This is a genomic window from Nocardia sp. CA-128927 (assembly GCF_050955855.1).
Classification (GTDB): domain Bacteria; phylum Actinomycetota; class Actinomycetes; order Mycobacteriales; family Mycobacteriaceae; genus Nocardia.
The window spans coordinates 4,540,205-4,559,490 of record NZ_CP192087.1; the positions used below are offsets into that span (position 1 = coordinate 4,540,205).

A 19,286-nucleotide genomic window follows, 5' to 3' on the forward strand; every position below is an offset into this window, starting at 1 on the left:
GCTCGACGCGGTGTCTGGTTCAGTTAGCTGTTTCCCAGCAGCCGGTGCGGTTTCAGCTGGTCGCTGCGCTGGGCACCGGTGCGGGGCGGCCGTGCCGCACGTACCTGGCCAGCAGATAGGCCGCGATCGCGGCGGGGATGTTCATCAGCACCCCGTAGACCGCGCCCGGGACGGCCATCGCGTCGTTGTGCAGCACCGATCCCGCGATGGCGATGGCGATCGCGCCGTTGTGGATGCCGATCTCCATGGCCGAGGCGATCGCCTGATCGGCGTCTACCTGGAACAGGCGCGGCACGAAATAGCCGACGGCCAGGCTGATCACGGCGAACAGCAGGCTGAGCGAGGCGAGTTTGCCGATGTTCTCGGTGAGCGTGCTGAAGTTCTTCGCCACGGCCGCGAGCACGACCAGCGCGAGCACCACGATCGAGAGGATCTTGACGTTGCCGCGCATCCGTTCGGCCCACCCGGTGAACCGGTGATGCACCCACATGCCGACGGCGACCGGGACCAGCACGATCGCGAACACCTGCGCGAACTTGTCCGGCCGGAGTCCGAATGACCCGTCGCCGCTCATGAATTGGCTGTAGGCGAACGCGACGATCAGCGGCATGGTGAACACCGCCAGCACCGAGTTGATCGCGGTGAGGGTGATGTTCAGCGCGACATTGCCGCCCGCGATGTGGCTGAACAGGTTGGCCGACGGTCCGCCCGGCGACGCGGCGAGCAACAGCATGCCAACGGCCAGAGCGCCTTCGAGCCGGAACAGATAGATCAGCCCGAGGCAGACCGCGGGCAGCAGCACCATCTGGCAGACGAGTGCGATGATCGCCGCTTTCGGGTAGCGCAGCACTCTGGCGAAATCGTCCACGGCCAAGGTCAAGCCGAGACCGAACATCACCAGGGCCAGAGCCAGCGGCAGGAACACCGCGAAAATCGTTGACCCCATGGGGATCTCCTCTCAGCCGAACAACCGGCCTACACACAGCCGACACCGAGCGTCGACGTTATCGACGTACGGGACGGGTTGCCAGTCGATTTGCTGAAGTTTGATCCTGCCTTAAGGTTGCTGTCGGTTACCCGGCGACGACCGCGCCGTCGGCGGCCGATCGGCGTGCGGCTTCGAGGATGCGCAGGGTGGCGACGGCGTCGCGTGGGTCGACCGGAACCTTCCCGCCGTCGAGCAGGGCGGCGGCCAGTTCGGTGTAGAAGGCAGGGTAGTTGCCCGCGAGGGTGGGGACACGTTCGACTGCGGGTTCCGCGCCGAAGGTGCCCCAGTGCTCGGATTCGACTGTGCCCCAAGGCTTGCCGTCGTCGGGGCGGCGACCGTCGCGCAGCGCGGCCTCCTGCGGATCGAGGCCGTAGGTGACGTATCCGGCCTCGGAGCCGAGCACCCGGAAGCGTGGACCCAGTTGCGGCGCAACGGCACTCATCCACAGGTGCGAGCGGACGCCCGAGGTGTGGGTGAGCGCGACGAAGGCGTCGTCGTCGGTCTTGATGTCCGCGCGTCGCCGATCCAGTTCGCAGTAAACCGATTTCACCGGGCCGAACAGGGTCAGCGCCTGATCGATGAGGTGACTGCCGAGATCGAAGAGCAGGCCCGCGCCGTCGGCGGCGTCGCCCATCTCCCGCCAGCCGCCCTTGGGCACCGGGCGCCAGCGTTCGAATCGGGACTCGAAGCGGTGCACCTCGCCGAACCGGCCTGCCTCGGCGAGGGCGCGCACGGTCAGGAAGTCGCTGTCCCAGCGGCGATTCTGGAAGACCGTCAAAGCCAGCCCGGCTTGTTCGGCTCGCTCGACCAGGTCCTCGGCATCGGCGACGGTTACCGCGAACGGCTTGTCGACCACCACCGGCAGGCCCGCGTCCAGTGCCTGCCTGGCCAACGGCGCGTGCGTGCGGTTGGGCGTCGCGATGACCGCGAGGTCAACGCCGGTGGGATCGGCGAACAGCTCGTCGGCGTTGGCGACGACCCGGACGCCGGGGTGGTCTCGTTCGGCCTGCGCCGCCCGTTCGGCCGACGAGGTGACCACCACCGCGACCCGCATGCGAGGTTCGGCGGCAATCAGCGGAGCGTGGAAAACCGATCCGGCCAATCCGTATCCGATAACAGCGACGTCCAAGCTCATGTCTCGACGCTAGCGGATCGTCCCAGGAATTCGGGTCATGAGGGATCGGCCGTCGCTGCGTAGCGTGCCAGTCATGCGGGGGAGCGCGACGCGGTGGGGGCCGGTGCTCGGCTTGCTGGTTGTCGCGCCTTTCGTGGGTGAGTTCCTGCTCGGCAATCTGACCGTGTCCGCGTTGCCGCTCGGGCTGCTGCTCGCGCCGATGTATGGGTGCGGGGCGTTGCTGGTGCGTGAGGTCGGTTGGCCGTCGATGGTGTTGCTCGCGGCCGCGTATGCGTTGTTCGAGGAGGGGCCGGTCGATCAGCTGCTGTGGAACGACTCGTACGCAGGGCAGGATCTGCTGCACGGGCCCACCTATCTTCCGGCGGTCGGGATGAGTGTCGCGCTGACGCAGCAGGTGTCGTCGCTGCACACGATCTGGAGCATCTGTGCGCCGATCATGTTGGTCGAAGCGATTGCTGTCGAGGGGCGAAAGACGTTGTGGCTCGGGCGGATCGGGCTGGTGGTTACCTCGGTGGTGTTCGTTGCCGGGGCTGCGTTGGTCGGCTACGGGAACTACAGCGAGGAGCACTTTCTGGCGTCGCCGTGGCAGATCGGTGCGATCGCGCTGGTGATCGTTGTACTGGTTGCCGCCGCCTTGACGGTTGTGCCCGCGCGGGTCTGGGCGATACGACGCGCGGCTCGCGAGCCGGATTAGGCCCGACCGGCCGAAGCCTTAGCCGGGCTGCTGACCTCCCATGCCGCGTCGATCATCCGGAAGATCTCGTCCACCGCGGCATCCGGATCGGCTGCCGCGCGGGCCAGTGAATGGGCGTCGACGACGAATCGCGCGATCGTCCGGCAGGCGGTTGTGGTCTGTGGCAGTTCGAGATCGGCGGCGATGGCCGTTGCCAGCGACTCCGCATGGCGCAGCCGCATCGACTCCTCGTACTGCCGCAGGGCAGGTGATTCGTCGATCATCTGCCAGGTCGGGGCGGCATCCGCCGACGCGCAATGGCGCACTTGGGCCTGGATCTCGCGGCGCAGCGCGGTCATCAACGGCTCGTGCGGTGCCCGGCCCGCGACCGCCTTGGCGAGGCCGTGCTCGAAGTCTTCGTCGCGCTCGAATATCAGGGCCTCTTTCGAGGTGAAGTGGGAGAACAGCGTGGTGACGGCGACGTCGGCCTCGGCGGCTACGTCACGGATGCCCACCTCGTCGTAGCCGCGTTCCAGGAAGAGCCGCAGGGCGGTGTCGGCGATCTTCTGGCGGGTCGCGGCCTTCTTGCGCTCGCGACGCCCGGTCGGCACGGTCATCGTTTTATGCTATCAGATACAAATATGCAACCGTTTCAAAACGCTAACGGTTAGTGTTATCGTCGATCTCATGAAGAAAGTGAGCTTCGCCGAGTTCGGCGGTCCAGATGTTCTGCAACTCGTAGACGCCGAGGAGCCGCACGCGGGCCCAGGTCAGGTACGTATCGCCGTGCGGGCGGCGGGCGTGAACCCCGTCGACTGGCGGGTCCGGGAAGGTCAAAAGCTGCAGGCCCATCCGCTCGAGTTGCCCGCCGGAGTCGGGCTCGACGCGGCCGGGGTGGTGGATGAGATCGGTGCGGGTGTCGATGGGGTCGCGGTCGGCGACTACGTGTTCGGCGAAGGCTCGAGCACGTATGCCGAGTTCGCGGTGTTATCGGCTTGGGCTCGGATGCCAGAGGGGCTGACGTTCGAAGAGGCGGCCGGGTATCCCTCGGTGGTGGAGACGGCGTTGCGCATCATCCGCGAGGTCGGTGTGCAGTCCGGGCAGACGTTGTTGGTCAGCGGTGCGTCCGGGGGAGTCGGATCGGCGGTGTTGCAGATCGCCCGGGAGCGCGGCATCACGGTGATCGGCACGGCCGGGGCTGCGAACCAGGGCTATCTGCGCAGTCTGGGGGCCGTCGCCACGACTTACGGCGAGGGCTGGGTCGAGCGGGTGCGACAGCTCGGTCAGGTCGACGCCGCTCTGGATCTGGCCGGCTCGGGCGTGATTCGTGAGCTCATCGAGCTGACCGGGGATCCGCAAAAGGTGGTCTCGATCGCCGATCTCGGTGCGCCGGAGCTCGGTGTCCGATTCTCCGGCGTGGCCGGGAGCGTGCCGGACGCGCTCGCCGAGGCCGCCGGGCTCATCGCGCAGGGAAAGCTGCACATCCCGGTCGAGAAGTCGTACCCGCTCGCCGAGGCTGCGGCGGCGCACATCGACAGCCATGCCGGTCACACGCGGGGGCGTCGGGTCATGGTGGTCTGAGGCGGCGCGGTTGGATGGTTTACAGACTCGGCGGCGAGAAGGTGCTTCCCGCCGCCGAGTCTGTTGGGCGGGGATGACCGCAGTCATCCGCGAGTCGGCGCCAAACGTCCCAGCTCGGGTGCGGCGCCGAGTGGAATCCGCGCGTTTCTCACCGAGGGCCCTTCCGCAACTGTGAGGCAACATTTAGCCTTGCTTACGACCTGCGCTCAACCGTGACGGCGCGGGCCTGTCCGTTCGCACATGTTTCCATTCGGAAGTAGCTATGCCGCACCGCCTCTCGGCGTCGCGCGGGACCGTGGGCGTGCGGTTTACGGCGTATTCCCCTGCTGGAAATCAGCAATTACTCAGCAAATCTGAGAGCAATCTTAAAGCGTTTCCTATCGGGCAAATCGGAAATGACTACGCGTGACAGAGGTCACGAGCGCGCATTTCGGCAGTGCGTGTTCCCGATAGTTACCGACGATTCATGCGGCCTGAAGTGGTGCTTTACGGAATATTTGCAATACAGCTAGTGACCTGCGGCGAAGTGCCTTCAGTTGGGCAATTCGGGGTTTGCTGTCGAAATACTGGCAGGCCTGACATACCGTGTGAAACGTCGCTTAGTCAATGCTGATAAGGCGTTCTATATCGCTCCTTCTCGCAGACCCAACGGAGGCCGCACATGCGTGTGCCGCTGATTACGGCGAAGAAAACTCGAACCGAAATGACGTCCCGGATGCCGGGCAAGGTGGTGCCGCGTCTGTCCACCGACATGCTCACCAGATTGCCCGACTCGGTCGCCCGGCCGGGGTTTGCTCCGCGCAGCCTGACCACCGGCATCCTGCACCTCGGCTGCGGCTCGTTCCACCGGGCGCACCAGGCCCTGGCCACCCAGCACGCGATGAACGAGACCGGCGATCCACGCTGGGGCATCGCCGCCGTCGCGATCAACCGCCCGACCGTCGTCGACGCGTTGCGGGCGCAGGACCACCTGTACACCACGCTGCTGCATGAAGACGGGCAGGCGCGGGTGGAAGTGGTCGGCTCGATCACCGAGGCCGTACACGCGCCGACAGACCTGATCGGCGTGCCGCAGCGCATCGCCGACCCGCGCGTCAAGATCGTCACGCTCACCGTCACGGCCAGCGGTTACTGCGTCTCGCCGGTCACCGGACGGTTGGAGGTGGACTGCCCCGGCGTCCGCCACGACCTCCGGTCGCCGACCCGGCCGATCACGCCGATCGGCATGCTCGCGCAGGGCCTCGAGCTGGTCCGGCGCCGCGGCGGCACCCCGCCGGTGGTGATCAGCTGCGACAACCTGTGCGCGAACGGCAGCACCCTGCGCCGCGCGGTCATCGATTTCGCGCTGCTGCGCGACGATCATCTGGCCGAGTGGATCGCCAGGCACGTTCAGTTCCCGAACAGCGTGGTGGACCGAATCGTGCAGCCGACCGCGCCCACCGACGCCGCGGTGGCCCGCAACTGGCTCGGCGGCATCGAGGATCTCGCGCCCGTATCCGCCGAGCCGTTCATGACCTGGACGATCGAGGATTTCGAGGGCGAGCGCCCGCAGTGGGAACTCGGCGGCGCCCAATTCGTCTCCAACGTCAAGGATTACGAGCTGGCCAAGCTGCGGCTGCTCAACGGGACGCACATGCTGCTCGCCTACCTCGGCGGCGTGGCAGGCCACCGCACCATCGCCGACGCGACGGCCAGCCCGGCGCTCGCGGCGCTGGCCCGGCAGTTCATGCTGGACGAGCAGGGGCCGACGCTGGCCCTCGCGACCCCTGAATTGCACCGGACGGTCGACGATCTGATGCGTCGCTTCCGCAATCCGGCCATCGCCCAGGACATGACCCGGATCGGCCGCAACGGTTCAGACAAGATGATGCCGCGCGTCGTCGACGCCCTGCGCGACAACATCGAGGCAGGCAGGCCGACCCCCGGAGCGACCTTGCTGATCGCCGCGTGGATCCGCTGGTTCACCGCGAGCCACGCCCCCGGCGCGGTGATGGAACTGATCGACCCGAGGGAAGATTCGCTCGCGGTGCTCGTAGACGCCGATCCGCACCGCTGTGCGCAGGCGTTCTTGCAGCGCACCGATATCTTCGGCACGCTACCTGAACTGGAGAGTGTGCAGCGACAGGTCGGTGACGCCCTGGCCGAGATCAGCCGCGACGGTGTCGAGGCCGCGGTCCGGCGCAGGCTGGCGCCGCAATCGGAAGGGAGCAACGGGTGAACGCCGAAAATCCGGTTCGCGCGGTCGTCTTCGATATGGACGGCTTGCTGATCGACTCGGAAAGCCTGGCCATGGAGTCGTTGGTCAGCGCCGGTGCTGAGCTCGGCTACGCGATGCCGATCGAGTTCTGCCGCAGCATGATCGGCGTGCCCGCCGACCGGTGCCGGACGCTCGCCGCGGCCGCCTACGGGCGGGGTTTCCCGCTGGAGGAGTACTTCGCCCTGCACGACGTGCACCTGCGTCAGCTGGTCGACAGCGGCAGGCTGGAGACCAAGCCGGGCGCGGTGGCGCTGCTGGACGCCCTGGACGCGCAGGGGGTGCCGAAGGCGATCGCCACCTCGTCGTCGCGGGACCGCGCCGACCACCATCTGCAACTGGCCGGGATCGCCGACCGGTTCGACGTGGTGGTGACGCGGCAGGACGTGACCAAGGGCAAGCCCGACCCCGAGCCGTACCTGAAGGCGATGGCGGCGCTCGGCGGTGAAGCGGAAACCACACTCGCGCTGGAGGATTCGACCAACGGACTGCGTGCCGCGTGTGCCGCGGGCCTGCGCTGCATCCTCGTGCCCGATCTGGTGCAGCCGACCGAGGAGACCCGGCAGCTGGCGCACCGGCTGTATCCGGACCTGCATCAGGTGATCGAATACCTCGCGGTGGCCAATGCGCCGTCGACCGCGCCGACCGCATAGGCTGATCCGAGCTAGCTCGAATCTGTCGGCGGACCTGAAGAGGATCTTTCGTGGTGCGGATAGCTCGACCTGTGTTGGTGATGTGTGCCGGACTTGCCATGGCGGCTACCGGATGTGCGGCCGAAAATGACAGTGGGTCATCGGAGACTCATGTGCACAACGCGGTGCCGACGACGTCTGGTGTGCCCGCCGGGTGCGGTATTGATCTGACGGCTCAGGTGATCCAGTCGGCTGTCGCGGCGTTGCCCGCCGAATCGGTCACGCACGCACCGTGGTCCACCGATGCGCGCGGGTTCGAGGGGAACTTCGATCCGTGTGCCACCTTGTCGACGGTGATCATCACGGTGCAAGGGGCGACGGGGAGTTCGCCGAACCAGGCGTTGTTGTTCCACAAGGGTGCCTATCTCGGCACGGCGACGCCGGAGGCGCATGGGTTCACGTCGCTGGATGTCGACAGCACCAACGACGACACGGTCGGGTTGGCCTACAAGACACCCGGTAGCTGCAACGCCTGCCCCGATGGCACTGTCACTCGCGTCCAATTCCGTTGGGAAGGGCAGAAAGTGCGGATGATCGGCACCCCGCCGAAGTAGCACGCCGCTTGATTCGGGTGTGCGGGGCTTCAGTGATGTTGTCCCGCTGGTGGTTCCGGTTCGTCCGCCCAACGCTGCACCCAGACCTGTAGTGGCGCAAGCGCCGCCACGAGGTCGAGACCGTCCGCGCTGAGCTGATACCCGTTCGGTTCCGCGGCGACCACCCGCGCCTCGCGGAGTTCGCGCAATCGATCGTTGAGCACGCTGGCCGAGACGCCTCCGCACAGCGCCTGCAACTCCCGGAACGTCACCGCGCGTCCGTCGCGCAACTCCCACAGCACCCGCAGCGCCCACCGCCTGCCCAGCAGATCCAGCAGCACCATGATCGGGCGCCCGGTCCGCGACCCACGCACCGGCCCGCCGACCACCGGAGTCTTGCCCGCTTCGGATTCCGAAGCTACCATCGTCACCGTCCTTGCTCTTATTTTCGAAGCAAGAATACGTCATCGCTGGAAGCATGAGGATCGACCATGACTGACCCCGCCCCACGCATCGCGCCACTGAGCCCGCCCTACGCTCCTGAAATCGAGGCACAACTGCTCAAGTGGATGCCGCCCGGCTCGGCCATCGAACCGCTGGCCCTGTTCCGCACCCTCGCCATCCACGACGACCTCTTCGGCCGAATGCGCCCCCTCGGCGCGGGCATCCTCGGCCACGGCCGCATCCCACCCCGCGACCGCGAGATCGTCATCCTCCGCACCTGTGCCCGCGCGAACGCCGAATACGAATGGGGCATCCACGCCGTAATCCAAGCCCCCGAAGTCGGATTGACCGCCGAACAGATCGACGCCACGGTCGTAGGAAAGCCCGACGACCCCGCATGGTCCGCCGACGACACGTCGCTGATCCGCCTCGTCGACGAAATCCACGACACCGCAACAGTTTCCGACGCCCTATGGGCCGAGTTGCACGCCCGCTGCCCCGACGACCAAATCCTCGAACTGATCACCACCACCGGCTGGTACCGCCTGCTCAGCACCGTGATCAACACCGCCCGCATCGAACACGAGACCTGGGCCCGCCGCTTCCCGGCGTGAACCGGCAGCTACCGCTGATCGAGTAGTCAACTACTCGTGTGGCAACCGGTTCCCGCACTTACCGTCGACGGACAACGCGGCGGAAGGACCGGCCATGCGGGCACACGACACATTCGTCATCGAAGAGGGAGCGGCGCCGGTCGTCTTCTCCACGAGTCCGGATTCGCCCGCGGCGCCGTACTTGGTGGAGCGACGGCCGTCCAGTCTCGACGACATGTACGAGCTCGGCATCATTCCGTCCTCGGTCGAGCGGGACCACCTGCACGAAGCACGTGAACTGGCGCAACGGATCTCATTGCCCGACGCGGTCTTCGTCGACGAGGCGGGGCGCTGGTTCGGCGATCGTGCGATCCCCGGCATCGTGCCCGTCCCGCACGAGTACGCCATCGCCGCGGAAACGATCCGGCGAACGTCGCGGCACCTCGAACATCGTGGCTACGACTCGACCGAGGCGATGCTGATCGCCAGGAAAGCCGTGTCCTTCCTCGCGCCGACGACACTCGGCAGCCCGGTCTGGCGAACCGTGGAGTTCCCCGGCCTCGATCTCGATGTGCGCGGAATTCTCTATGTCAGCCGCAAGATTCACGGACTGACGGCTCGAAACGTTCGGTTCCGGCACACCGGCTGGATCGTGCCGGAAGGCAGCCACTTCATGCTGACCTGCGACCGGATACAAGGCGACCCCAAACCGCCGGACTGGCAGTCGATGGTCTGGCAGGAGATGGCCGGGATCGGGCCCGACCCGGGTCCGATCGAGCATTGGACGGACCGGCTCGGGATCGACGAGATCCGGCAACGGGCACAGGCAGTATCGCAAGGCTGGCGCTGAAAAGCGCTGGTGCGCAAGGAAGGAGCCGATCATGGGCGGCATCGACAAACGGGGTACCGACGGACCGAAGGGGCCTGATGGGGTGGCCGGCCCGGATGGTCAGCCCGGCGGCCCTGGCGCGCAGGCCAACTGCAGCGGATGGTTCTTCGTCGGCGACGTAGGGGCCGGCCGCGGCGGCCAAGGCGGTGACGGCGGGGTCGGCGGAAATGGCGGCAACGGCGTGTCCGGCGGTACCGGCGGCGTGGTCGAACTGCACGTCAAGGTGCTTGGCAGCGACATCGAGATCGATGTCGCCGGCGGCAAGGGCGGCGACGGCGGTGCCGGTGGCGCGGGCGGTGTCGGTGGCAAGGGCGGTAAGGGCGGCTACGGCATGGATTGCGAACCGGACGCCTACGGCGGCGACGGCGGCAAAGGTGGCCCGGCGGGCAACGGCGGCAACGGACTCAACGGCGGCGACGCCGGTGACATCTTCGTCTACTACGTCAACGATCAGAGTGCCGGGCAGAACATCTACAAGTCCAAAGGTGGTGACCCGGGCGCGGCCGGGGCGGCTGGACGTGCCGGGCGCGGCGGCGACCCCGGTGATATCGGAAGCCACTCGAGCGGCGCACGCAGCGACTACTCGCATGCCGCGAGCGATCCCGGCAGCCCGGGCAAAGTGGGTGCCGTAGGTGCGCCGGGCGCGCCGGGACAGCCGGGCGCCCGCGGCGTCGACAAGAAGGTCAAATTCCAGCAGGTCGACACGGTCTGATCACCCCCGGGGCGCGGCCGAGTACTCCTGTTCCGGGCGGCCGGTGCTGCCGTAGCGCAGGCTCATGCGGAGCGTGCCGGTGCCGACGAGGGTAGCGAGGTAGCGCTGGGCGGTGGCGCGGGAGATGCCGATGGCGGTAGCTACTTCACCGGCGGAGAGCGGGATGCCCGCATCTAGGATCGAGTGCAGGACAAGGTCTTTGGTGGGGGAGGTGACCGGGGTCGGGGTGCTGGTGCTGGCTGTGGGGCGCAGCGCTTGGAGGGCGGCGTCGACTCGGGCGTTGTCCACCTGCGGGGCGGTGAGGATCCGGCGGTAGCGGGCGTAGGCGGCTAACCGCGCGGCGAGTTCGGTGTGCGGGAACGGTTTGACGAGGAACGCGAGGGCACCGGCGGAGAGGGCGGCGCGGACCGCGCCGCTGTCGGTGGAGGCGGTGAGAACCATGGCGTCGCAGCGTAATTCGCGGACAAAGTCGATGCCGGAGCCGTCGGGAAGGTAGACGTCGACAAGGGCCAGGTCGACCGGTTCGGCGGCCAGGATTTCGCGGGCGGTGGCCAACGTGTTGGCGGTGCCTGCCACGGTGAAACCGGCGATGGAGTCGACGATTCCGGCGTGCAGGTTGGCAACTCGGAAGTCGTCGTCGACGACGAGAACGGTCAGATCTGATGGAGCCATGACACCTTGCTGTCTACGAGCACTTCTGGAATACGAGCATTGAATTCGGCACCGGTCAGCGGGGGAGTGCCGCCACGCGGACTGGCTAGTCGGACGTCGCCGCCGTGATTGCGGGCGATCTGCCTGATCAGCGCCAGGCCCACACCCCGGCCGCCGGGTACATCACCGCTGTCGCGGGTGGAGGTACCTTCGGTGAACAGCACATCGATCAGCTCGGGTGCGACGCCGTCGCCGCTGTCCGCCACCACGATGTGCAGCGTCGAATCCTCCTGCACCAGTTCGACTTCCACCTGCTTGACCGGATTCTCTGAGGCGCGCACGGCCTCGATCGCGTTGTCGAGCAGATTGCCGAGCACGGTGGTCACGTCGACGGGATCGACGAGGCTGCCGTCCACCCAGGTGTTCGGGCCGAGGACCAGTTCGACGCCGCTCTCGCGGGCGTGCGCCGCTTTCGCGGCGAGGAACGCTTGCAGGTAGGCATCGTGGATGGCGTCGATGCCGGGCGCGGCGGCTCCGAGCGGACCGGCGCCGATCATCTCGTCGATCGAGCGCGAGGCTTCCTCGGTGCGGCCACCGTGCAGCAAGCCGCTGATCAGGTGCATCTTGTTGGAGAACTCGTGGCGCTGCGCGCGCAGCACCGTGCTCATCGACTGCACGGCGTCGAGCTGACGAGTCAACGCCTCCACATCGGTGCGGTCCCGAACGGTCAGCACCGCGCCCAGGTCGCGACGGTCCCGATGCACCGGCCGCGCCGCGACGACGACGATGTGCGAACCGACCGTCGCCGACGCGGGCTGCTCGTCGAGCCCGCGGAACACTTCCAGAACCCTTGGCGTCAGCCCGATCTCGTCCACCGGCCGCCCGATATCCGCGCCGATCCCCAGCAACCTGCGCGCCTCATCGTTGATAAACGTTGTGCGCCAAGAAGAGTCGACGGCGAGCACGCCGCGGCCGATGCCGTGCAACACCGCGGCCTGACCGCGCACCAACTCGGCGAGTTCGGCTGGCTCCAACCCCAATGTCAGCCCGCGCCAACGACGGGCCAGCAGCATGGATCCCGCGATCCCGACCAGCAGTGCAGCACCGACCAGTAGCCCCGCCGTCCGCAGGTCGTCGAGCAGCTGATCACGCACCGCGTCGGTGGAGATCCCGACACTGACCGCACCCACGATCCGATCCGAACCAGGTTCCAGCACAGGAACTTTCGCCCGCACCGAGTCGCCGAGCGTGCCGCGCTCCTCGGCAATCACCTCGCGCCCCGCCAGTGCGCCCGACGGATCGGTACTCACGTGCTCGGTGAGCCGCGCCGCATCGGGATGCGCCAGCCGAATCCCGGAATCATCGGTGATCACCACGAACAACGCGTCGGTGCGCTGCGTCGTGTCGATGGCGATCCGCTCCAACGGCCCGGTGGCGAGGCGCTCGCGCAGCTGCGGGTCGGTGCTGATCGCGCCGGGCGCGTACTTGGTCACCTCGTCCCGCACCACGGGCTCGGCCGCCACCGCGCGCGCGATCGCGAGGGCGCGCTGGCCGTATCCGTCGCGCAGACGTTGGTCGCTGAGGTAGCCGAATACGGCGAAGGCGACGCCGAGGGTCAGGGTGACCACCATGATCTGCAGCAGCAGAACTTGAGTCCTCAATCGCACGGCAGGCGCGCCCTCATTCGCCATTGCCGCAGCATAGACCACCCGCCGAGGGTGAGCAGAATGCGCAGAACCAGCGAATCGGTACTTTGCACGGCTTGTGCGCACAAGCTCCGCCGTGTGACCGGGGACACGTACGTTCGCTCTACCTCGATCTCGCAGGAGCTAGCACCATGAACCACCCACTCATCGAGCTGCGGAGCGCAACGAAGCGTTTCCCCGGCACCGGGGGCGGCATCCACACCGCCGTCAAGAACCTCGACCTGGAGGTCCGCCCCGGCGAATTCGTCTCCGTGGTCGGCCCGACCGGCTGCGGCAAGTCGACCACCCTGTCCCTCGTCTCCGGCCTCGAGCCCGCCTCGGCCGGCCGGACGCTGGTGCGCGGCAAGGACGTCGACGGCATCCCGGACGGCATCGGCTACATGTTCCAGCAGGACGCCGTGCTGCCCTGGAAGTCCGTGCTGGACAACGTCGCCCTCGGTCCGCGGTTGCGCGGCGCGTCGAAAGCCGAAGCGCGGGCGAAGGCTTCGGTCTGGGTGGACAAGGTCGGCCTGTCCGGGTTCGAGACCTACTACCCGCATCAGCTGTCCGGCGGCATGCGCAAGCGCGTCGCGCTGGCGCAGACGCTGGTCAACGATCCGGAAATCCTGCTGATGGACGAGCCGTTCAGCGCGCTCGACGTGCAGACCCGCCAGCTCATGCAGGACGAACTGCTGCGCGTGTGGGCGGGCACCGGTGCGGCGGTCATCTTCGTCACGCACGACCTGGAAGAGGCGATCGTGCTCGCCGACCGGGTGGTCGTCATGACGGCCAGCCCCGCGACGGTGTGCGGCAACTTCACCGTCCCGCTCGACCGGCCACGCGATGTCGAAGAGATCCGGCTCACCACCGAATTCCGCGATATCTACAAAGAGATCTGGGAAACGCTGCGCGACGAGGTCGAGGCGGCTCGAGCCACCAGGGGGACGGTAGCTGGCGGAGCCAGCGGGGCGGGTAAGGAAGGTGCCTCCCGTGTCGCATAACGTCCTCGAAAAGGGTGCCGGCGCAGCGTCGGTGCCGGAGAACGAGACCGAGGAGCAGATCCTCACCCGGGTGCGCACCAATGCCCGGCGCGCGCGAACCCGCACCTGGGGCCTGCGATTGGCCCTGGTGGCACTGTGGCTCGGCTCGTGGGAGCTCACCGCCTCATTGTGGATCGATCCGTTCTTCTACTCCAAGCCATCGCTGATCTGGGACCGGTTGGTCGAATGGTTCACCGAAGGAACCCAATTCGGCTCGATCTGGCTGCAGATCTTCACCACCGTCGAGGAGGCCGTGCTCGGCTTCTTGATCGGTGCGGTCGCCGGTGTCGTGCTCGGCACGCTGCTGGGCCGCAGCCGGTATTGGGCCGACGTGCTCGCGCCGTTCATCAAGGCGCTCAACGCGGTACCGCGCATCGTGCTCGCGGCGCTGTTCATCATCTGGTTCGGTCTCGGGCTCAGCTCGAAGGTCGCCACGGTGGTCGTGCTGGTGTTCTTCGCGGTGTTCTTCAACGCCTTCACCGGTGCTCGCGAAGTGGACGGCAACGTCATCAACAACGCGCGCATCCTCGGCGCGGGCAAGCGGCAGGTGCTCACCGCGATCGTGTTGCCGAGCGCGACCACCTGGATCCTGTCCAGCCTGCACACCGCGTTCGGCTTCGCCCTGATCGGTGCCGTGGTCGGTGAATACGCCGGTGCCAGTAAGGGTTTGGGTCTGCTGATCAGCAACGCCCAGGGCACCTTCGATTCGGCGGGCATCTACGCGGGCATGATCATCATCACGGTGATCGCGTTGCTCGCGGAATGGGCGATCGGCATCGCCGAGGGCAAGTTGCTCAAATGGCGTCCGTCGCAGGCGACTTCGGGCCACGGGATCTGAGCATGAGGTACCGCAAACATGTGACGATCGTCGTCGTTGCCATCGCGGCGCTGCTGCTGGCCACGGGATGCCGGGATTCCCGGCACATTCCGATGGCGAACGGGCGGCCACAGATCACCATCATGGTCGGCGGGCTGGAGAAGGTGATCTACCTACCCGCGATGCTCACCAAACAGCTCGGCTACTTCGACAGCAACGACATCGACGTGAAGCTGCTCGGCGAGCAGTCCGGCGCCAACGCCGAAACCGCGCTACTCACCGGCGATGTGCAGGGAGTCGTCGGGTTCTACGACCACACCATCGACCTGCAGGCCAAGGAGCAGTGCATCAAATCGGTGGTGCAGTTCTCGGATGTGCCCGGCGAGGTGGAACTGGTCTCCAAGCAGGACGCGGCAACCATCAAATCGACCGCGGACATGCGCGGCAAGAACCTGGGTGTCACGTCGCTCGGCTCGTCGACCGACTTCCTCACCCAGGCGCTCACCGGCCAGCAGGGCATGACCACCAAGGACTACACCCGGGTGAAAGTCGGTGCGGGACAGACGTTCATCGCGGGCATGAACCACAACGGCATCGACGCGGGCATGACCACCGACCCGACCGTCGCCCAGATGGTCAACTCCGGTGAGGCCGAAATCCTGGTCGACATGCGCACCGAAGCGGGCACCCGCGCCGCCCTCGGCGGGCTCTATCCCGCCACGTCGCTGTACATGAACTGCGCGACCGTCGACGCCCACCCGGACATCGTGCGCAAGCTCGCCGCCGCCTTCGTGCAGACCCTGAAGTGGATCAAAACCCACACCCCGGAAGAGATCGCCGCCAAGATGCCTTCGCAATACGCGAGCGCAGGCAAAGACCTCTACATCCAATCCATCCGCGACTCGATCGGCATGTTCAACGGCGACGGCCTGATGAAACCCGAAGGCGCCCAAAACGTCCTGAACATCCTCGGCAAGTACTCCCGCAACGTGGCCCCGATGAAGGACCGCATCGATCTCTCGAAGACCTACACCACGCAGTTCGTGGAGGAGGCGTTGCGCGCCCCCAAGCAGTAACTCACCCGGAACCCGATGCGCCGTCCAGGAAGCCCTGGACGGCGCATCGGCCGGTTAGTCGGTTCAGGGCTCTCGGCGGCAGTCCCACGACTGCCCTTGGTGGCCCGGGCAGTAGACCCAGATCGTCACACGATCGCTGACTCCGGCGCGTCCGCCCGGCCCGTGCGGATCGGCATAGACATACGTGGAGTCGATTCTGTATTTGCCCTGCTGAGTCGGTCTCCATTGATAGGTCGCAGTGCCGTTCTTTGCTGGGATCGGCTGCCTGGTACACCCCGCGATGCCATCGACCAAGAAGCAGAGGCTGACCGCTCCTTCCATGGGCGGGTCCGCCGTGACCGTCACCGTATAGGTCGACCAGACCGAGAACGTACCGTTGTCGGAGGACATCGTGATGCGGGCTTCAGCCGCTGACGCGGCGGGCGCGGCGAGCACCATCACCGCGGTGGCCACGGCGGCACCGAGACCGAACCGGCGCAGGCGCCTACTCAAAAGTGTTGTAATCATGGATGATTCCCCCTCATCTCGATATTCAGCACAGGTTGCAGCTCGGCCGCCCCCCGTCGTGAACGTTACCCGGAAACGTGATCTAGCGCGCAAAGCGGACAGTACGAAGCTCCGCGCGGTTTGGTCGAACGAGCGGCGCGAATGTCGGCTACCGTCGAGTAGATGACGGGTCTTCCACGAAGTGGTGATGCGATCGCCGCTCCGGTTGCGTTTCCGCCACGTCGGGATGTCGAGCTGGCCGACGGGTCGAGCGTTGCTGTCCGGTATGCGTCCGGTGCGAATCCGGTTCTGCTGCTGCATGGTTGGGCGTTGACGGCCGATGTGAACTTCTGTTATCTGATGCAGCCGGTTGCCGATGGCTACGGGGTCGTCGCGATGGACATGCGGGGGCATGGGCGGGGACTGGCGTTGGGGGCAAGGGAGCGGTTCGATATCGCGCAGTGTGCTGATGATGCGGCTGCGGTGTTGGACGCGCTGGGGATCGATCAGGTGGTGGTGTGCGGGTATTCGCTGGGTGGGCCGGTGGGGTTGGAGTTCGCTCGGCGGCATCGGGATCGGGTGCGCGGGTTGGTGTTCGAAGCCACCGCGATGGCGTTCGATAGTGCCGAGGACAAGATCGGGCGGGTGTTCTTTCGGGGGCTGCGACCGTTTGCGGATCGCAGTGGCGGGATCGGGCGATCGGTGCCGCTGTCCTACTTCCGGAAGGCTCGGGTCAAATCGGACGAGGTCGCGCGGCTGTGGCCGTGGTTGCGGGCGGAGCTGGGGCAGTGTCATCCGCGAGTGATCGTCGATGTGATCCTGGCCGAGTATGCGTTCGATTTCCGGCCGCATGCGGCGGAGCTTGCGGGACTGCCGACGGTGGCCGTGGTCACCACGCGGGATGGTGCGGTGCCGCCCAAGGATCAGCGGGCGCTGGCTGCGCTGCTCGATGCGACGGTGATCGAAATCGACGCCGCGCACGATGTTTTCCTTGTCGACCCGGTGACGTATGTCGCGGCGACTCTTTCGGGGATCGAAGAGGTACACCGAAAGCGGGGCGCCCGGTAGGGACGCCCCGCTTCAGAGCGGTGTGCTCAGCTGCTCGCCGGAGCGGTTTCCTTCTGCTTGAGCTCGGCCTTCCATTCGCGGAAGCCCTCTTCGGTGCGTCCGCGACGCCAGTAACCGGAGATCGAGTTCGCCCACTCGGCGGTCACATTGCGTTCCCGGCGCACATAGCGGCGCATGTCGTGCATGACCGCCTGCGCCTCGCCGTGGATGAAGACCTGGACCTGCCCGTCCTTCCACGGCGCGTTGCGAACGCTCTCGGCGAGCGCTTCGCCCGGTGCCTGGGTGCCGCGGTGTAGCCAGGTGAGCTCGATGCCCTCGGGCTTCTGCAGCGGCAACTCGTCGTCGGGTCCGGCGACCTCGACGAACGCGTACCCGACGGCCGTCGGGTCCATCGCCTCGAGCGCGGCGGCGATGGCTGGCAGTGCCGCCTCGTCACCGGCCAGCAGGTGCCAGTCGGCGTCGGCGCGGGGCGAGTAGGCCCCGCCGGGGCCGAACAGGTCGATGGTGTCGCCCGGCTTGGCCTCCGCCGCCCAGGGGCCCGCGATGCCCTCGGCGCCGTGGTACACGAAATCGGCCGCGAGCTGGCCCGCGTCCCGGTCGACCGAGCGGACGGTGTAGGTGCGCAGCACCTCGATGCCGTCACGTTCGAAGATGAACTTGACGTAGGAATCGGTGAACTCGCTGACCTGGAACGCGGCGAAGCCGGGGCCGCCGAGGTGGACCCGGATCAGGTGCGGGCTCAACCACTCGGTGTGCTGCACGGTCAGGGTGGTGCGAGGTCGGGCCATAGGTGTTCCTCCCACTGCTAATTAGGGTTACCTTACCGACCCTACTCCGAGTTGATCTCCAACGAAATCCCCCCGTAGCCGTTCGGCTCATCGTGCGAGCAACCGCTGACGAACACGCCGCGGCAGTCCAGGATGGCGGATATGACCCAGACCGTGCCGACACCGACCCACCTGGTGCAGCAGCGTTACCGCGACCCCAAGCCTACCGAACCCACCCAGTGGAACCCGGTATTGCAGGTGCTGCACGAGCATCGCTCGGTCCGCCGCTATCTCGCCGACCCGGTCTCGGATGACACGCTGCGCCTGCTGATTTCGGCTGCCCAATCCGCACCGACCTCATCGAACTTGCAGGTGTGGAGCGTTATCGCGGTACGCGATCCCGAGCGCAAGGCCCGCCTGGCGACACTGGCGGGCAATCAAGCCCACATCTTGCAGGCGCCCGTATTGCTGGTCTGGACAGCCGATTTCGCGCGGCTGCGGCAACTCGCGGACGACCAGGAGGCGCCGCTGGAGGGGGCCGACTACCTCGAATCCAGCTACGTCGGATTCATCGACGCCGCCCTCGCCGCCCAGAACGCGGTCGTCGCCGCGGAATCCCTCGGCCTCGGCACGGTCTACCTCGGCGCGTTGCGTAACAACCCGGAAGACGTTGCGGCGGAACTGAATCTGCCCCCACAGGTCTTCGCGGTCTTCGGCCTCCTCGTCGGCCACCCCGACCCGACCGAGAACGCTAAGGTTAAACCCCGCCTGCCGCAGGGCGCGATCCTGCACCACGAAACCTACGACCTAGCAGCCCAACGCGAACACGTCACCGACTACGAGACCCGCATCGCCGAATTCTATGCCGAACAACAACTCTCACACTCCTGGACCGAACGCGTCCTGGCCCGCCTCGCGACCGCCGCCAGCCTCAACGGCCGCCACCGCCTGCGCACGTCCCTGGAGAACCACGGCTTCCATCTGAAGTAACCCGGCAACCTTCTCCCCACAGCGCGGGTCGTTGCGGCGGATCCGGCCGTCGAGGTTCCACGGAGCCTCGACGGTTACATCGGATGGTCGACGCCGCGACCGAACGCGTCTCCCCAGATGAATTGTCGGTGGCACGCATGCTGCGTTCAGGGCGCTGACCTGCGGTGTCCGGTCCACCCGGCTGCGTGCGAGGCGACCGACGGGTGGCGTGA

At 66.8% G+C, this 19,286-nt stretch carries 21 protein-coding genes; 13 read left to right on the forward strand and 8 right to left on the reverse strand.

The window, feature by feature from the left end:
- Positions 1-52 precede the first annotated feature (52 nt).
- Together ACQPW1_RS21390 and ACQPW1_RS21395 are read right to left on the reverse strand one after the other, a co-directional pair.
- Positions 53-946, reverse strand: coding sequence for a bile acid:sodium symporter family protein (locus ACQPW1_RS21390; protein ID WP_433664466.1), 894 nt, complete (start codon positions 944-946; stop codon positions 53-55).
- A gap of 127 nt (positions 947-1,073) precedes the next feature.
- Entirely contained in the window at positions 1,074-2,123 is a 1,050-nt protein-coding gene (locus ACQPW1_RS21395; RefSeq protein WP_433664467.1) for a Gfo/Idh/MocA family protein, read from the reverse strand.
- 73 nt (positions 2,124-2,196) lie between these two features.
- On the opposite strand from ACQPW1_RS21395, the gene ACQPW1_RS21400 reads away from it, so the two are divergent.
- Complete coding sequence (locus tag ACQPW1_RS21400; protein WP_433664468.1) at positions 2,197-2,817, forward strand: hypothetical protein; 621 nt, start codon at positions 2,197-2,199, stop codon at positions 2,815-2,817.
- Here ACQPW1_RS21400 and ACQPW1_RS21405 read toward each other — a convergent pair.
- On the reverse strand, positions 2,814-3,413 hold the full coding sequence (locus ACQPW1_RS21405) for a TetR/AcrR family transcriptional regulator (RefSeq protein WP_433664469.1): 600 nt from the start codon (positions 3,411-3,413) through the stop codon (positions 2,814-2,816). The two genes, ACQPW1_RS21400 and ACQPW1_RS21405, sit on opposite strands and share 4 nt — an antisense overlap.
- A 70-nt stretch (positions 3,414-3,483) precedes the next feature.
- Between ACQPW1_RS21405 and ACQPW1_RS21410 the strand changes: the two genes are divergently transcribed.
- From ACQPW1_RS21410 to ACQPW1_RS21425, 4 genes are all read left to right on the forward strand, one after another.
- On the forward strand, positions 3,484-4,377 hold the full coding sequence (locus tag ACQPW1_RS21410; RefSeq protein WP_433664470.1) for an NADP-dependent oxidoreductase: 894 nt from the start codon (positions 3,484-3,486) through the stop codon (positions 4,375-4,377).
- A gap of 661 nt (positions 4,378-5,038) precedes the next feature.
- Positions 5,039-6,595, forward strand: a complete 1,557-nt coding sequence (locus ACQPW1_RS21415) for a mannitol dehydrogenase family protein (protein ID WP_433664471.1) — start codon at positions 5,039-5,041, stop codon at positions 6,593-6,595.
- Positions 6,592-7,284 (forward strand): HAD family hydrolase, encoded by a 693-nt coding sequence (locus ACQPW1_RS21420; protein WP_433664472.1) that lies wholly within the window; start codon positions 6,592-6,594, stop codon positions 7,282-7,284. Before ACQPW1_RS21415 ends, ACQPW1_RS21420 begins: the two co-directional genes overlap by 4 nt.
- Positions 7,285-7,436: 152 nt before the next feature.
- On the forward strand, positions 7,437-7,877 hold the full coding sequence (locus tag ACQPW1_RS21425) for an LppP/LprE family lipoprotein (RefSeq protein ID WP_433664473.1): 441 nt from the start codon (positions 7,437-7,439) through the stop codon (positions 7,875-7,877).
- 29 nt (positions 7,878-7,906) lie between these two features.
- Here ACQPW1_RS21425 and ACQPW1_RS21430 read toward each other — a convergent pair whose 3' ends face one another.
- Positions 7,907-8,281, reverse strand: coding sequence for a winged helix-turn-helix transcriptional regulator (locus tag ACQPW1_RS21430; protein WP_433664474.1), 375 nt, complete (start codon positions 8,279-8,281; stop codon positions 7,907-7,909).
- Positions 8,282-8,347: 66 nt separating this feature from the next.
- Here ACQPW1_RS21430 and ACQPW1_RS21435 point away from each other — a divergent pair, with 66 nt between their 5' ends.
- The 3 genes from ACQPW1_RS21435 (at position 8,348) to ACQPW1_RS21445 (ending at position 10,494) form a co-directional block, all read left to right on the forward strand.
- Positions 8,348-8,914, forward strand: a complete 567-nt coding sequence (locus tag ACQPW1_RS21435) for a carboxymuconolactone decarboxylase family protein (protein WP_433664475.1) — start codon at positions 8,348-8,350, stop codon at positions 8,912-8,914.
- A 94-nt stretch (positions 8,915-9,008) separates the two neighbouring features.
- Entirely contained in the window at positions 9,009-9,743 is a 735-nt protein-coding gene (locus ACQPW1_RS21440; RefSeq protein ID WP_433664476.1) for a hypothetical protein, read from the forward strand.
- Positions 9,744-9,774: 31 nt separating this feature from the next.
- A complete protein-coding gene (locus ACQPW1_RS21445) occupies positions 9,775-10,494 on the forward strand; it encodes a hypothetical protein (protein ID WP_433664478.1) in 720 nt (239 codons plus the stop codon).
- Here the strand turns inward: ACQPW1_RS21445 and ACQPW1_RS21450 are convergent, their stop codons facing one another.
- Complete coding sequence (locus ACQPW1_RS21450; protein ID WP_433664479.1) at positions 10,495-11,166, reverse strand: response regulator transcription factor; 672 nt, start codon at positions 11,164-11,166, stop codon at positions 10,495-10,497.
- Positions 11,148-12,836 (reverse strand): ATP-binding protein, encoded by a 1,689-nt coding sequence (locus ACQPW1_RS21455; protein ID WP_433664480.1) that lies wholly within the window; start codon positions 12,834-12,836, stop codon positions 11,148-11,150. Before ACQPW1_RS21455 ends, ACQPW1_RS21450 begins: the two co-directional genes overlap by 19 nt.
- Before the next feature lie 146 nt (positions 12,837-12,982).
- Between ACQPW1_RS21455 and ACQPW1_RS21460 the strand changes: the two genes are divergently transcribed.
- The 3 genes from ACQPW1_RS21460 to ACQPW1_RS21470 are packed head-to-tail and all read left to right on the forward strand — an operon-like array spanning position 12,983 to position 15,763.
- Positions 12,983-13,831, forward strand: a complete 849-nt coding sequence (locus ACQPW1_RS21460) for an ABC transporter ATP-binding protein (RefSeq protein ID WP_433664481.1) — start codon at positions 12,983-12,985, stop codon at positions 13,829-13,831.
- Entirely contained in the window at positions 13,821-14,708 is an 888-nt protein-coding gene (locus tag ACQPW1_RS21465) for an ABC transporter permease (RefSeq protein ID WP_433664482.1), read from the forward strand. The genes ACQPW1_RS21460 and ACQPW1_RS21465 overlap by 11 nt, the downstream gene beginning before the upstream one ends.
- Positions 14,709-14,710: 2 nt before the next feature.
- On the forward strand, positions 14,711-15,763 hold the full coding sequence (locus ACQPW1_RS21470; protein ID WP_433664483.1) for an ABC transporter substrate-binding protein: 1,053 nt from the start codon (positions 14,711-14,713) through the stop codon (positions 15,761-15,763).
- A 63-nt stretch (positions 15,764-15,826) separates the two neighbouring features.
- Here ACQPW1_RS21470 and ACQPW1_RS21475 read toward each other — a convergent pair whose 3' ends face one another.
- Positions 15,827-16,270, reverse strand: coding sequence for a hypothetical protein (locus ACQPW1_RS21475; protein WP_433664484.1), 444 nt, complete (start codon positions 16,268-16,270; stop codon positions 15,827-15,829).
- A gap of 162 nt (positions 16,271-16,432) precedes the next feature.
- Between ACQPW1_RS21475 and ACQPW1_RS21480 the strand changes: the two genes are divergently transcribed.
- Positions 16,433-17,317, forward strand: a complete 885-nt coding sequence (locus tag ACQPW1_RS21480) for an alpha/beta fold hydrolase (protein WP_433664485.1) — start codon at positions 16,433-16,435, stop codon at positions 17,315-17,317.
- A gap of 26 nt (positions 17,318-17,343) precedes the next feature.
- Here ACQPW1_RS21480 and ACQPW1_RS21485 read toward each other — a convergent pair whose 3' ends face one another.
- Complete coding sequence (locus ACQPW1_RS21485) at positions 17,344-18,105, reverse strand: siderophore-interacting protein (RefSeq protein WP_433664486.1); 762 nt, start codon at positions 18,103-18,105, stop codon at positions 17,344-17,346.
- Positions 18,106-18,246: 141 nt separating this feature from the next.
- On the opposite strand from ACQPW1_RS21485, the gene ACQPW1_RS21490 reads away from it, so the two are divergent.
- Positions 18,247-19,074 (forward strand): NADPH-dependent oxidoreductase, encoded by an 828-nt coding sequence (locus ACQPW1_RS21490; protein ID WP_433664487.1) that lies wholly within the window; start codon positions 18,247-18,249, stop codon positions 19,072-19,074.
- Positions 19,075-19,286: the final 212 nt, after the last annotated feature.